General features: G+C 61.0%; 11 protein-coding genes. 7 read left to right on the forward strand and 4 right to left on the reverse strand.

The window, feature by feature from the left end:
* Positions 1-141 precede the first annotated feature (141 nt).
* The 4 genes from cobG to cobJ are packed head-to-tail and all read left to right on the forward strand — an operon-like array spanning position 142 to position 4,493.
* Positions 142-1,440, forward strand: a complete 1,299-nt coding sequence (cobG, locus tag CAG02_RS17405) for a precorrin-3B synthase (RefSeq protein WP_085711219.1) — start codon at positions 142-144, stop codon at positions 1,438-1,440.
* Complete coding sequence (locus tag CAG02_RS17410; RefSeq protein WP_085609238.1) at positions 1,433-2,059, forward strand: precorrin-8X methylmutase; 627 nt, start codon at positions 1,433-1,435, stop codon at positions 2,057-2,059. Before cobG ends, CAG02_RS17410 begins: the two co-directional genes overlap by 8 nt.
* Positions 2,056-2,790, forward strand: coding sequence for a precorrin-2 C(20)-methyltransferase (locus CAG02_RS17415; RefSeq protein WP_371856500.1), 735 nt, complete (start codon positions 2,056-2,058; stop codon positions 2,788-2,790). The genes CAG02_RS17410 and CAG02_RS17415 overlap by 4 nt, the downstream gene beginning before the upstream one ends.
* Positions 2,790-4,493 (forward strand): precorrin-3B C(17)-methyltransferase, encoded by a 1,704-nt coding sequence (cobJ, locus tag CAG02_RS17420; protein ID WP_085711220.1) that lies wholly within the window; start codon positions 2,790-2,792, stop codon positions 4,491-4,493. Before CAG02_RS17415 ends, cobJ begins: the two co-directional genes overlap by 1 nt.
* A 52-nt stretch (positions 4,494-4,545) precedes the next feature.
* Here the strand turns inward: cobJ and CAG02_RS17425 are convergent, their stop codons facing one another.
* Positions 4,546-5,139, reverse strand: coding sequence for a MarC family protein (locus tag CAG02_RS17425; RefSeq protein ID WP_085711221.1), 594 nt, complete (start codon positions 5,137-5,139; stop codon positions 4,546-4,548).
* A gap of 258 nt (positions 5,140-5,397) precedes the next feature.
* On the opposite strand from CAG02_RS17425, the gene CAG02_RS17430 reads away from it, so the two are divergent.
* The 3 genes from CAG02_RS17430 to CAG02_RS17440 are packed head-to-tail and all read left to right on the forward strand — an operon-like array spanning position 5,398 to position 7,615.
* Positions 5,398-6,186 (forward strand): hypothetical protein, encoded by a 789-nt coding sequence (locus CAG02_RS17430; protein WP_085711222.1) that lies wholly within the window; start codon positions 5,398-5,400, stop codon positions 6,184-6,186.
* Positions 6,186-6,977: a hypothetical protein gene (locus CAG02_RS17435; protein WP_139831890.1), complete on the forward strand. Its 792-nt coding sequence runs from the start codon at positions 6,186-6,188 to the stop codon at positions 6,975-6,977. The genes CAG02_RS17430 and CAG02_RS17435 overlap by 1 nt, the downstream gene beginning before the upstream one ends.
* Complete coding sequence (locus tag CAG02_RS17440; RefSeq protein WP_085711224.1) at positions 6,974-7,615, forward strand: hypothetical protein; 642 nt, start codon at positions 6,974-6,976, stop codon at positions 7,613-7,615. Before CAG02_RS17435 ends, CAG02_RS17440 begins: the two co-directional genes overlap by 4 nt.
* Positions 7,616-7,637: 22 nt before the next feature.
* Here the strand turns inward: CAG02_RS17440 and CAG02_RS17445 are convergent, their stop codons facing one another.
* The 3 genes from CAG02_RS17445 to purH form a co-directional block, all read right to left on the reverse strand.
* Positions 7,638-10,412 carry a hybrid sensor histidine kinase/response regulator gene (locus CAG02_RS17445; protein ID WP_085711225.1) on the reverse strand — a complete coding sequence of 925 codons (2,775 nt, stop codon included), beginning with the start codon at positions 10,410-10,412 and terminating at the stop codon, positions 7,638-7,640.
* A 102-nt stretch (positions 10,413-10,514) separates the two neighbouring features.
* On the reverse strand, positions 10,515-11,807 hold the full coding sequence (gene purD / locus CAG02_RS17450) for a phosphoribosylamine--glycine ligase (RefSeq protein WP_085711226.1): 1,293 nt from the start codon (positions 11,805-11,807) through the stop codon (positions 10,515-10,517).
* Positions 11,808-11,963: 156 nt separating this feature from the next.
* On the reverse strand, positions 11,964-13,571 hold the full coding sequence (gene purH / locus CAG02_RS17455) for a bifunctional phosphoribosylaminoimidazolecarboxamide formyltransferase/IMP cyclohydrolase (RefSeq protein ID WP_085711227.1): 1,608 nt from the start codon (positions 13,569-13,571) through the stop codon (positions 11,964-11,966).
* Positions 13,572-13,643: the final 72 nt, after the last annotated feature.

The following is a 13,643-nucleotide window of genomic DNA, read 5'->3' on the forward strand; positions in this document are numbered from 1 at the left end:
TAGCCCCTCAAAAAAGTGTCCGCAAACGCGTCGTTCCGACGGGCAGACTTTTCATGCCGTCGGACAAAGCAGGCATAATACCGCGCCTTCGCCCGCGAAGCGCCTTTCCCACAGAGCTGCCAGCCCTTGAACGAACGCTTGATGTCCAACGCCATACGCCCCTCGGCCTGTCCGGGGTTGCTGCGTATCGTCCAGGCGCTGGATGGCGGGATCTGCCGGATCAAGCTCGATGGCGGTTCGATCACGGCCGATCAGGCCGATGCGGTGGCCAATGCCGCCGAGCGGTTTGCGGGTGGAGTGATCGAGGCGACCAACCGGGGCAATCTGCAGATCCGCGGCATCGGCGACCAGTCCGCTGCGCTGATCGACAGCCTGCTGGCCGCCGGTCTCGGGCCGCGAACCGCAGCGGGCGACGACGTGCGCAACCTGATGCTCAGCCCGGCTGCCGGCATCGACCGACAGATGCGCTTCGATACCCGTCCATTGGCCGGGCAGATCCTCGAGACCCTGCAAAGCCATCCGCGCTTCCATGAACTGAGCGCCAAGTTCGCCGTGCAACTGGATGGCGGTGAAGCGCTGGCGATGCTCGAACATCCCCATGACCTGTGGTTGTCGGCATTCAGAAACGGTGAAAACACGTTGTTGGCGTTCGGTCTGGCGGGTTGTCCGACGGATCGACCGCTGGCCGCTGTGGCGCTTGCGGACGGACATGCGCTGGTGGTCGCGGTGCTGGAATTGTTCCTCGAACTGGCCCGACCGGAGCAGACGCGAATGCGTCATCTGCTGGATGAATGCCCGGCGGCGGTGTTCCTGGAAAAGCTCGGTCAGCGGATCAATCTGCAAAGCGTCGGCGACTGGCAGCGTGAAGCCGCGGAGGAAGGCTTGCACCTCGGCGTTCATCCTCAGCAATCGATTGGTCAGGTGTATATCGGTGCCGCACCAGTGCTCGGTCGTCTCGATCCGGCCATGCTGTGTGGCGTCGCACAACTGGCCAGAACCTTTGGCGACGGCAGCCTGCGTTTCACCCCATGGCAAAGTATGTTACTGCCCTATGTGCGGGAAGCCGATGCGGTTCAAGTGCTCGACGAGTTGAGCAATCTGAACCTGCTGACCCGAACCGAAGATCCTCTGTCCCACCTGATCGCCTGCACCGGCTCCAACGGTTGCGGCAAAGGCCTGGCCGATACCAAACACGATGCCCGCGTTCTGGCTACGCTGTTGCCACACGCCGTGGATGTGCACCTGTCGGGCTGCCCGCGTTCCTGCGCCGCCGCGCACCGTTCAGCAGTCACTCTGCTGGCAGTCGGCCCCGGTCACTACGATCTCTATTTTCGCGATGCAGCACAGCCCGGTTTCGGCGCGCTGCACACTCACAACCTTACTATCGAAGCGGCCGCGACCCTGCTCGCCGCCCGCTCACGGAGCCCCCTTGATGCTTGATTACATCCGCGACGGTCAGGAGATCTATCGCAACTCCTTCGCGATCATTCGCAGCGAGGCCAACCTCGCGCGCATCCCGGCCGACCTGGAAAAACTCGCTGTGCGGGTGATTCACGCCTGCGGCATGGTCGAGGCCATCGACGGGCTGCAATTTTCCGAAGGCGCGGGCAAGGCCGGGCGCGATGCGCTGGCTGCCGGTGCGCCGATTCTGTGCGATGCGCGGATGGTTTCCGAAGGCGTGACCCGTGCGCGCCTGCCGGCCAACAACGAGGTGATCTGCACCCTGCGCGACGACAGCGTGCCGGAGCTTGCGCGCGAGCTGGGCAATACTCGCTCGGCAGCAGCGCTGGAACTGTGGCGCCCACATCTGGAAGGCAGCGTGGTGGTGATCGGCAATGCACCGACCGCGCTGTTCTATCTGCTGGAAATGCTCGACGCCGGCGCCCCGAAACCGGCGCTGATCCTCGGCTTCCCGGTGGGCTTCGTCGGTGCTGCCGAATCCAAGGCCGAACTGGCCGCCAACAGCCGTGGCGTGCCGTTCGTGATCATGCAGGGTCGCCTCGGCGGCAGCGCCATGGCCGCCGCTGCGGTCAATGCCCTCGCCACGGAGATCGAATGATGCAGGCTAAAGGACGTTTGATTGGCCTGGGCGTCGGCCCCGGTGATCCGGAACTGATTACCGTCAAGGCCCTGCGCCTGCTGCGCGAATCGCCGGTGGTGGCGTATTTCGTAGCCAAGGGCAAGAAGGGCAACGCATTCGGCATCATCGAAGCGCACCTGCAGGACGCGCAGAACCTGCTGCCGCTGGTGTACCCGGTGACCACCGAAGTGCTGCCGGCGCCGCTGTCCTACGAGCAAGTGATCAGCGATTTCTACGATGACGCTGCCGAGGAAGTGGCTGCGCATCTGGATGCCGGTCGCGACGTGGCGGTGATCTGCGAAGGTGACCCGTTCTTCTACGGCTCCTACATGTACCTGCATGATCGCCTCGCCAGCCGTTACGAAGCCGAAGTGGTGCCGGGCGTCTGCTCGATGCTCGGTGGTGCTTCGGTACTGGGCGCGCCGCTGGTGTATCGCAATCAGAGCCTGTCGGTGCTGTCCGGCGTGCTGCCTCACGATGAACTCAAGCGCCGTCTGGCAGATGCCGACGCGGCGGTGATCATGAAGCTGGGGCGCAACTTTCCGAAAGTGCGTGAGGTGTTGGGTGAGTTGGGCCTGGCCGAGCGCGCGCTGTACGTCGAGCGCGCGACCATGGCCAACCAGAAGATCGTGCCGCTGGATGAGGTCGAGCCGATGTCGTCGCCGTACTTCTCGCTGATCATTGTTCCTGGCGAACGGTGGCAAGGCTGATGACCCATTCCACACCGGCCATCGTCATTCTCGGCCAGGGCGCGCTGGGCACGGCCCGTCGTCTTCAGCAGGTTTATCCGGGCGCGCAGATTCATGGCCTCGCCGGGCGCGTCGAAGACGCCGACCTGACTTACAGCGAATTCGGCGCAACCCTGCGCGAGCTGTATCGGCAGGACACACCGATCATTGCCTTGTGCGCGGCCGGCATCGTCATCCGCACACTGGCGCCACTGCTGCTGGAGAAAGGCGTCGAGCCGCCGGTGCTCGCCGTGGCTGAAGACGGCAGCGCCGTGGTGCCGCTGCTCGGCGGCCTCGGCGGGGTGAACGTCATGGCCCGCGAGCTCGCCGCTGCGCTTGAAGTGGCGGCGGCGATCACCACCAGCGGCGAACTGCGTTTCGGCACCTGCCTGCTCAATCCACCCGGCGGTTATGCCCTCGGCGATCTGGAGCAGGGCAAACGCTTTGTCTCCGACTTGCTCGCCGGCCACAGCGTGCGCATTGATGGCGAGGCGCCGTGGCTTGAGCAGGCGCAGCTGCCGGAAGATCCACAGGCACAGCGCTCGATTCATGTCGGCAGCGATGCCCGCGTGGCGAGCGCCAGTGAGTTGTTGATTTATCCGCGCAGCGTGGCGGTGGCGGTCGGTTTAGACGTGCCCGATCTGCCAGGTACGATTCGCGATGCGTTGCAGCAGGCCGGTGTGGCGATTCAATCGCTGGCCTGTCTGGTGGCGGCCGATGTTCAGATGGCCAGTCCGGCACTGCGTGAAGCGGCGCTTGAACTGGCAGTGCCGTTGCGCTTTGTCGCGCCGGCGAATGACATCGGTGAGCTGGCTCGCGATGCAGTCTCTCACGCTCGAATCATCACAACCTCCTACGACATTGCCATCGCTGTGGCCGAACAACCGTTGGATGTTTCACAGGTTGGTCGTGCGCGCGGTCGCCTGGCTGTCATCGGCCTCGGCCCTGGTGCGGCGGAGCTGATGGTGCCGGCGGTGAAAGCCGAACTCGCTCGGGCCACCGACGTTCTCGGCTACGAAACCTATGTGCGCATGGCCGGCCCGTTCCGCGACGATCAGGTGCAGCACTGCACCGATAACCGCGAAGAAATGCAGCGCGCCCGTCATGCCTTCAGGCTGGCTGCTCAGGGCCGTTCGGTGATCGTGGTTTCGTCGGGCGATCCGGGTGTTTTCGCCATGGCGGCGGCGGTACTCGAAGCGTTGCACGAGTCGACGGATCCGGCGTGGCACAGCGTGGACCTGGAAATCCTGCCGGGTGTGTCCGCCTCGCTGGCCACCGCCGCTCAGGCCGGTGCGCCGCTGGGCCATGACTTCTGCGTCATGTCTCTGTCGGACAACCTCAAGCCGTGGTCGATCATCGAAAAACGTCTGGATCTCGCTGCCGAGGCCGATCTGGCATTGGCGTTCTACAACCCGATTTCCCGCGCCCGCCCGTGGCAACTGGGGCGCGCGCTGGAAATCGTCGCGCAGCATCGTGCGCCGCAAACACCGGTGGTGCTGGGGCGTGATATCGGTCGTCCGGGGCAGACGCTGCGGGTGACGACACTTGGCTTATTGACGCCGGATCAGGTGGACATGCGCACCATGGTGCTGGTGGGATCCTCCACGACCTGCACTTTCCCACGGGCTACCGGTGGTGACTGGGTTTACACGCCACGCTGGTATGGCGATAAACCCAATACCTGAGACATGAAAAAGCGGCTCTTCGGAGCCGCTTTTTCATTTCATGGGTGTCGGGTCAGCCAAGATAACCCTTCACCCCGGTAAAGATGATCTGCGCAGCCAGTGCACAGACAAACAATCCCATGAGCCGGCTGACGATCTGCAACCCCTGATCGCCAAGAATCCGCTCGATCCGGTTGGACAGATACAGCACCACTCCGACAGTGAAGCTGGCCAGGATGATGCTCATGATCGCGACCAGCTTGTCGTCCCAATGCGGCTGACTGACACCCATCACCAGTAAGGCACCGATCGTGCCCGGCCCGACGGTCAGCGGAATGGTCAGCGGGACGATGGTCACGTCCTGCTGCACATTGTCGGCCTGCACAGCCGGCTTGCCCTGCGCCATGCCCAGCGCCGATATGAACAATACGCTGCCGGCCCCGATGCGGAACGCATCCACCGTGATGCCGAACACATCGAAAATGATTCGCCCGAACAAATACAGCAACACACTGGAAACCAGCGTGGCGATTGCCACTTTCCACGCCAGGCGCCGTTGCTCCTTGCGCGAATAGCCACGAGTCAGACTGATAAAACACGACAACACGAAGAACGGGCTGTAGAGCACCAGCATCTTCAGGTAAACGCTGAACAAAGCATGGAGCATGGTTTTGGCTCGCATCCAGAGAGGGTGAGTCGAAGTCTATCAGTCGACCCATTGTCTGTGGGTGTCGAATTTAAAAAGAGCATGAAGTTGTTATGTGTAACTAGTGCGTGCGCAGTTTTTGTCTGGCTGGTAAATGTGTGCAAGTAATGCTGTGGATGATGTTACATGTTTTGATTTGTGGGGTGCGGCGTTATTTGATTATTGTTTGTCTCGCCAGGTTCATGATGGGCCTGTTCATAATTTTATAAGGAAGATAACGTGAAACATATTTTCAATGAGAGTTATATTGCCTCCTGCCTGGAAGCTCTGGATAAGTACGATATTGGCGAGCCTGTTATGGCTTTCCGGTCGCGCAGTGTTTTTGCGGCAGGCGATGAAGTTGAAGTTCCGTCGAAAGGCTCGATTGTCGGGGAAGGTATTATAAGTTTCAGCGGAAACCTTAGCGGTGTTAACCGCAGTGATGCACAGAATGCTTTTCACTATGCGACTTTGGTGGCAAACAAACAGTTTCCTAACGAACACCAGGGCAGGGAATGGTACGAACTGTTCCGCGAAGTGATGACCAACACGGGCTGGACACCCATCAGCCGGTATTACAACGATCTGGAAGTATCGGGAACTTCCGTCCGCATGGACAAACTGGTGCTGGAAATCCTTGCTTCGGTAGTCACAGGTCTTGCTGTGCCAGGCCCGGCTACGGCATTGATGCTGAAAACCGCGGGTGATGCGATTGCCGCCTTGCAGAAGCGCGATACCGCCTTGACGCTCTATGAGCGTAACTTGCTCAAACAAGGTGTGGGTGGCGTCACTGTCGGTTCGTGTACCGAAATTAACGGTGTGGCTGTATTTGGCATTGGCGCAGTAAGGTTTACACGACGGAACTCATCGACCAAAGTCATGTTTGTCGATACGGATGTTCGTAATGTAAATATGTATCGCGGCGAAACAGCGTTCGAAAGGAATGACCTGCTGGCTGAGGCTACTCGTAAAAAGATAGCGGATGCACTTATTAAATACTCGGCTGACAAACTCGATTACGATATTTGATGAATGCCTGGAAGAACAGTCGTTATCGCGGCTGTTCTTCTACGCGTGGAGGCGTCGATATGGGATTTGATTACTCGGTGTTGATCGTTAGAGGGGCGGTTCTGATCATTCCGGAATCCAGGGGCCTGACCCGTTATGATGATTTGGTTAATACGGTGTTGTATGCACAGTTGGCCGCTGATAAACAAACGGAATCAGAATCGGATGTGAACTGGTATGACTTTTACATGAAAGTTCTGGACGGGATCTGGATGTGGCGCGGCAAGGCGCGTGAAGATCTGGTTGTCCCTGCCGAGAGTGTCGATACGGCGGTCGAGTGGGCCGTTGAATCAATGTCCAGAGTAGGGGCTGATGAGGGGCGGATGACGGCTGATGCGTTGTCATCGATTGTCAACGAATCGGGCATCGATCCGGCGCTCGATCTGTTACGCAACCATATGCAAAGCGTGGGAAAAAAGCAGTCTGCCGAGCTACCGGTGGTAACTGAGATGGATGTTCGTATGCTGGTGATCGTGGCGTCAGCGCCGACTTCGTTCAGCAGCGTGTGCATCGAGATCAAAACCCGCCAGTCGCTGAGTGCCAATCCTCTGGCACACCTTTATTGGGGCGAGGATGTACAGGGTCCCGTCAGTCGGCGATATGCCCGGGCGTACCTCTCGGAAGTGGTCTATGCCCCGCTGCGGGACAAAATCGCGCTGAAGGTCAAGGACCGCATCAAGGACAATGTCGCCTTGCTGAGCCTGAACAATCAGGGTGGTGATGCCGGAAAACACCTGGAGGTCAGCTCATGACGGAGCTAATCGCACCACCGGCAGCGGTCGTTGGGGGAAGTCTCGTATCGTTCGCCAGCGACTTGCCTGCATCTCATCGGGAAGACATATACATGAGCACGGCTTTTGCGCAAAGAGCCACCCGGGCTGCTATCAGCGACGGATTATCGGGAGACTGGTTCAATTACTACTGTAATCAGCTGCGTTTTCTGGGGTGGGATGTTCCCACGCCTCAAGCGATATCGCCTTCACCTGCCGCGCCAATGGGGAACAAGGCGCTACAGCGTATCCGGGACACCATCGGTGAAAGGTTCTCCACGTCCGTCAGCAATGCCCTGACATCATTGGAGCGGAATGCGCAGGCCCTCAAAGTATTCGAGTCCATAAGTCTGAGCGGGGAGACAGCTCACTTTCAGATGATTCCTTGTGTAAGGAATGGTCAGCACAAAGTGGATATGGCGATCTATTACCGCAGGTTTTCGATGCTGAAAAATGTCACTCGTTACCTGTTCACTAAAAATGAATCGCTTGAACAGAAAAGTACCGAACAGATCACGACGATCACGTTCAACACGCTTCATTACGGTGAATACAGGGAGACGGTGAAACGCTCGGTGATCAAACAGTCCCTGAATTATTTGAGTGCCCTGGACATCTGACCGAGCGCCGGACCGGAGGCATTCACATTGTGGAGGCCGTCCGGTTCTGTTGATCACGCTGGGCCACCCAGTGCTCGATCAGCTCGCGCAGTTGCGACAGTTCCACCGGTTTGGCCATGTGCCCGTCCATGCCGGCCTGGCGCGCACGCTCCTTGTGTTCGGCGAGGATGTGCGCGGTCAGTGCGACGATCGGCGTACGGATGCGCTGATTGCCGACTTCCCAGGCCCGCAGTTGCTGGGTGGCGGAAAAACCGTCGAGGATCGGCATTTCGCAATCCATCAGCACGAGGTCGTAGCGCTGGGCCTTCATGGCCTGCAAGGCTTCTTCGCCATTGCTGGCGGTGTCCGGCTGCAGGTTGAGCTTGCCGAGCATGCCGCGAATCACTTTGGTGGAAATCGTGTTGTCTTCGGCGACCAGAATGCGGAAATCGCTCGGGACCTTGACGGCTGTGGCCGGGCCAGTCGGTTGTGGCTGGAACACTGCCTGACCGCGGTTGCGCTGGTTCAACTCGTCGGCCAGCGTGGTCTTGAGGGTGTAGCCGGCCACCGGTTTGGCCAGGATGCGTTTGATCCCCGAATTGCGCGCGATGATCTTGCTCGGCGCATTGCTGATGCCGGTGAGCATGATCAGCAGGATGTCGTGGTTCAGGCTCGGGTCTTCCTTGATCTTGGCCGCCAGTTGCATGCCGGTCATGCCGGGCATGTTCTGGTCCAGCAGGACTACGTCGAAGTAATCACGCAAGTGCGCCTTGGTGCGCAGCAGGGCCAGCGCTTCCTTGCCTGACGGCACCGCACTGACGTTCAGGCCCCAGGCGCTGCACTGTTGCACCAGCACTTTGCGGCAGGTGTCGTTGTCGTCGACCACCAATACCCGCGCGCCCTGTAGCGGACTGTCGAGATCGGAGGTCGGATGCTCCAGGCGGTCAGGGTCCAGCGGCAGGGTCAGCCACAGCGTGCTGCCCTGGGTGGCGCCGCTCTTGATACCGAACTCGCCCTGCATCAGACGAATCAGTTGCCGTGCGATTACCAGCCCGAGGTTGCCGCCCAACCGGTTGGCCGACAGGAAGTGCTTGCTGTGCAGCTCGGCGTGCATCAGCGCGTCGCGTTCTTCCTGGTCCATCGGCTGGCCGCTGTCCTGCACGGCAATGCGCAGGCGCGGTTTGGTGCTGCGCTCATCGAGGGCGACCACCACCAGCACTTCGCCTTCTTCGGTTTTCTTCAGGGCGTTTTCCAGCAGGCTCAGCAGCGTCTGGCGCAGACGGGTCGGGTCACCGCTGATGACCCGTGGCACTTGCGGCTGGATGAAACTGATCAGCTCGACGTTCTGCTGCTCGGCCTTGGCGCGGTAGATGCTCAGGCAGTCGTCGATCAACGCATTGAGGTCGAACTGCACGTCGTCCAGTTCGATCTGCCCGGACTCGAGCCGGGAGATGTCGAGGATCTCGTTGATCAGGGTCAGCAGTTCGTTGCCGGCGCTGTGAATGGTCTGCACGTAGTCGCGCTGCTTGACCGACAGCGGTGTGCCGAGCAGCAGTTCGGTCATGCCCAGCACGCCGTTCATCGGGGTGCGGATCTCGTGGCTGATCTTGGCCAGGAACTCGGCCTTGGCATTGATCTCTGCATTGCTCGCGGCAAGGTCGCGGCTGATGCTGAAACGGCTTTCGGTGATGCTGCGCTGGCGCTCGCCGAGGGCGATGCTCATCAGCAGGCCACTGATGCAGATGAAACCCATCAGGGTCATGATCAGGCCTTGCGGCGCCACCAGGGTCAGCCCCAGCAAGGCCGGGAGGATGATCAGCGTGCCGATGTTGAACACCACCATCGCGGCAACGAACAAGCGGGCAGGGCGGTAACCTTTCTGCCAGTGATAGAACGCCACCAGCAACATGCTCAGCCCGGCCAGAGCCACCAGCGCGTAGGTGATGATGTTCAGCGGCAGGGTGTTGACGAACAACAGCAGCAGGCTGCAGATCACGATGAACAGGATGTCGCCCAGCAGCAGCTTGTTCAGCGGATGAGGGCCGAGCGGGGCAAAGAAGCGGTAGGCGAACATCAGGCCGGCGGGCGCGGTCAGCAGCAGGGCCAGGTAGGCGCCAGGGGTCTGGATTGCATGCCAGTTCGGCAGCCAGGGGCCGGCGAGGTTGAGCAACAGCAACAGGCTCAGGCTCAGCAGGCCTTCACACACCGCCAGCCACAGGCTGCTGCGCGAGCGGGTGTAGGCGTAGCGGATCAGGTTGTGCAGGATCAGCATGGCGAGACAGCCGAACAGCAAACCGTAGATCAGCGTCTGGTTATGGTTGGCCGCGCCCATCACCGCCGATTGCAGGGTGATGTACGGACGCAACTGGTGGTCGGAGACCAGTCGCAGGTAGACGTCGAGGGACTTGTCACTTTGCGGCAACGGCAACAGGAAGTCGCTGCTGGGCAGCGGCCGTTCGACCTGAGCCTGCGTGGTGCCGGTTTCCCGCTGTTCGATCAGCCGGTCGCCATCGAGCACGTACAGGTTGAGGTGTGACAGGTCGGGAGCGAAGATCCGCAGCACTTGTTCGTGCTTGCCGGGCGCCAGTCTGAAGCGCAGCCACAACGCGCCGTCGGGCTCGGCCGCGGTGAGGCGGTCAAGCTCGATGGGGCTGAATTGATTGGTGTAGCGGGCGGAGCGGATGTCGCTCAGCTGGAGGTTGCCCTGATCGTCGAGCAATACCGACCAGCCACTGCCTTGCGCGGCCTGGGCCGGAAGCATGCAGAGCAAGGTCAACAGTGTGACGGTGAAACCTATGGCAATCCTGAGCCAGCGCACGGCGAAATCCCTTCGTAGGTTGATGCCAGAATATAACGATGCGCAGCGTCGGAACAGTCCGGCAAGGACCAAGGGCCCTTGCCGGAAACACAGCGTAGCTTATTACCGGTTTTCGCCGCGTTCACGGGCAATGGCACGGTAGCCGATGTCGGTGCGGTAGAAGCAGCCTTCCCAGTCGATGGCCTTGGCCAGCTTGTAGGCCTGCTCCTGGGCAGCACTCACGCTGGCGCCCATGGCGGTAGCGCAGAGCACCCGACCACCGGCTGTCACGACGTTGCCGTCCTTGAGCGCGGTGCCGGCGTGGAAGACCTTGCCTTCCAGGCTCGCTGCTGCGTCCAGACCGTTGATCGGCGCGCCCTTGGCGTAGTCGCCCGGGTAACCGCCGGCCGCCAGCACGATGCCGACGCTCGGACGTGGATCCCACTGCGCTTCGACTTTATCCAGGGCCTGGGCCAGGGCCGCTTCGACCAGCAGCACGAGGCTCGACTGCAGGCGCAGCATCACCGGTTGGGTTTCCGGATCGCCGAAACGGCAGTTGAACTCGATGACCTTCGGATTGCCGGCCTTGTCGATCATCAGACCGGCGTACAGGAAACCGGTGTAGACATTCCCTTCTTCGGCCATGCCGCGCACGGTCGGCCAGATCACCTGGTCCATCACGCGCTGGTGAACGTCGGCGGTAACCACCGGAGCCGGGGAGTAGGCACCCATGCCGCCGGTGTTCGGGCCGCTGTCGCCGTCGCCGACGCGTTTGTGGTCCTGGCTGGTGGCCATCGGCAGAACGTTCTTGCCGTCGACCATGACGATGAAGCTGGCTTCTTCACCGTCGAGGAATTCTTCGATCACGACGCGGGAACCGGCGTCGCCGAAAGCATTGCCGGCGAGCATGTCGCGCACGGCGTCTTCGGCTTCGGCCAGGGTCATGGCGACGATCACGCCTTTGCCGGCGGCCAGGCCGTCGGCCTTGATCACGATCGGCGCGCCTTTTTCACGCAGATAAGCCAGGGCAGGCTCGATCTCGGTGAAGTTCTGGTAGTCGGCGGTCGGGATCTTGTGGCGAGCCAGGAAGTCCTTGGTGAAGGCTTTCGAGCCTTCCAGCTGCGCGGCACCGGCGGTCGGACCGAAGCAGTCCAGGCCACGGGAGCGGAACAGATCGACGACGCCGGCAACCAGCGGTACTTCCGGGCCGACGATGGTCAGGGAGACGTTCTTCTCGGCGAAGTCGGCCAGTTGCTCGAGGGCCAGCACGTCGATGGCGACGTTTTCGCACTTGGCTTCAATCGCGGTACCGGCGTTGCCCGGGGCGACGAAAACCTTCTGCACACGCGGATCCTGAGCCACTTTCCAGGCCAGGGCGTGTTCGCGGCCACCGCTGCCAATGATCAAAACATTCATTTCAAAAACCTCGGATGACGCTAATTCTGTTGAGCGCCGCTGGGGCGCTTTTCTGTGGGAGCGAGCTTGCTCGCGAAAGCGGTTGTGTCAGTCACATCTGAAGTGAATGTGCCGCCGCCTTCGCGGGCAAGCCCGCTCTCACAGTGGATCGTGTACTTAGTGACGGAAATGACGCATGCCGGTGAACACCATCGCGATGCCAGCCTCGTCGGCAGCAGCAATCACCTCAGCATCACGCATCGAACCACCCGGCTGGATCACCGCAGTGATGCCGACCTTGGCCGCATTGTCCAGACCGTCGCGGAACGGGAAGAACGCATCGGATGCCATCACGGAGCCTGCGACCTGCAGACCGGCGTGTTCAGCCTTGATTGCAGCGATACGCGCCGAGTTCACGCGGCTCATCTGGCCGGCGCCGACACCGATGGTCTGACGGTTCTTGGCGTAGACGATGGCGTTGGATTTGACGAACTTGGCCACTTTCCAGGCGAAGATCAGATCGTGGACTTCCTGTTCGGTCGGGGCGCGCTTGGTCACCACTTTCAGGTCGTCGGCGCCGATCATGCCGATGTCGCGGCTCTGTACCAGCAGGCCACCGTTGACGCGCTTGTAGTCCCAGGCCGGAACGCGATCCGCCGACCACTCGCCGCAGGCCAGCAGGCGCACATTGGCCTTGGCAGCAACGATGGCGCGGGCTTCTGCGCTGACGCTCGGGGCGATGATCACTTCGACGAACTGACGCTCGACGATCGCCTTGGCGGTCTCGGCATCCAGTTCACGGTTGAAGGCGATGATGCCGCCGAATGCCGACTCGGTGTCGGTGGCGTAGGCCAGTTCGTAGGCCTGACGGATGCCGCCTTCGGCGTCCGGGCTCACGGCCACGCCGCACGGGTTGGCGTGCTTGACGATCACGCAGGCCGGTTTGACGAAGCTCTTCACGCATTCCAGCGCGGCGTCGGTGTCGGCCACGTTGTTGTACGACAGCTCCTTGCCTTGCAGCTGGGTGGCGGTGGCGATGCCGACTTCGGCAGGCTTGGCTTCAACGTAGAACGCCGCGCTCTGATGCGGGTTCTCGCCGTAGCGCATTTCCTGGGCCTTGATGAACTGGCTGTTGAAGGTGCGCGGGAATTCGCTGCGGCCTTCGGTGCTGAGGGTTTCGGCAGCCTGGTTCACGGTGCCCATGTAGTTGGCGATCATGCCGTCGTAGGCGGCGGTGTGTTCGAACGCCTTGAGCATCAGGTCGAAACGCTGAGCGTAGGTCAGGCCGCCGGCCTTGAGGTTCTCCAGGACGTTGGCGTAATCGCTGGCATTCACCACGATGGCCACGTCTTTATGGTTTTTCGCCGCCGAACGGACCATGGTCGGGCCGCCGATGTCGATGTTCTCGATGGCGGTCGGCAGGTCGCAGCCTGGCTTGCTGATGGTGGCTTCGAACGGATACAGGTTGACCGCTACCAGATCGATCGGCTTGATACCGTGCTCGTTCATGATGGCGTCATCGATACCGCGACGACCGAGGATCCCGCCGTGGATTTTCGGGTGCAGGGTTTTCACCCGACCGTCCATCATTTCTGCGAAACCGGTGTAATCCGCGACTTCCACTGCGGCCACGCCGTTGTCCTGCAGCAGTTTGAAGGTCCCGCCGGTGGAAAGGATTTCCACGCCCAGGGCTTCCAGCTCCCTGGCGAATTCGAGGATCCCGGTCTTGTCGGAAACACTGATCAAGGCGCGGCGGATCGGCAGGCGGGTAGTCTGGTCGGTCATCTCAATTTCCATCAAAAGCAAGGGAAGTCAGCAAAAAAGGCGACCGGTTTTACGCGGGCGCCTTTCTGGTTG

Origin of the sequence: Pseudomonas sp. R43(2017) (assembly GCF_002112345.1) — a bacterium.
GTDB classification, from domain to species: Bacteria; Pseudomonadota; Gammaproteobacteria; order Pseudomonadales; family Pseudomonadaceae; genus Aquipseudomonas; species Aquipseudomonas kribbensis.

Bases quoted from the DNA above. Each gene is read 5' to 3' on its own strand.
- cobG (WP_085711219.1), top strand. From the start codon at position 142: ATGTCCAACGCCATACGCCCCTCGGCCTGTCCGGGGTTGCTGCGTATC.
- CAG02_RS17410 (WP_085609238.1), top strand. From the start codon at position 1,433: ATGCTTGATTACATCCGCGACGGTCAGGAGATCTATCGCAACTCCTTC.
- CAG02_RS17415 (WP_371856500.1), top strand. From the start codon at position 2,056: ATGATGCAGGCTAAAGGACGTTTGATTGGCCTGGGCGTCGGCCCCGGT.
- cobJ (WP_085711220.1), top strand. From the start codon at position 2,790: ATGACCCATTCCACACCGGCCATCGTCATTCTCGGCCAGGGCGCGCTG.
- CAG02_RS17425 (WP_085711221.1), bottom strand. From the start codon at position 5,139: ATGCTCCATGCTTTGTTCAGCGTTTACCTGAAGATGCTGGTGCTCTAC.
- CAG02_RS17435 (WP_139831890.1), top strand. From the start codon at position 6,186: ATGAATGCCTGGAAGAACAGTCGTTATCGCGGCTGTTCTTCTACGCGT.
- CAG02_RS17440 (WP_085711224.1), top strand. From the start codon at position 6,974: ATGACGGAGCTAATCGCACCACCGGCAGCGGTCGTTGGGGGAAGTCTC.
- purD (WP_085711226.1), bottom strand. From the start codon at position 11,807: ATGAATGTTTTGATCATTGGCAGCGGTGGCCGCGAACACGCCCTGGCC.
- purH (WP_085711227.1), bottom strand. From the start codon at position 13,571: ATGACCGACCAGACTACCCGCCTGCCGATCCGCCGCGCCTTGATCAGT.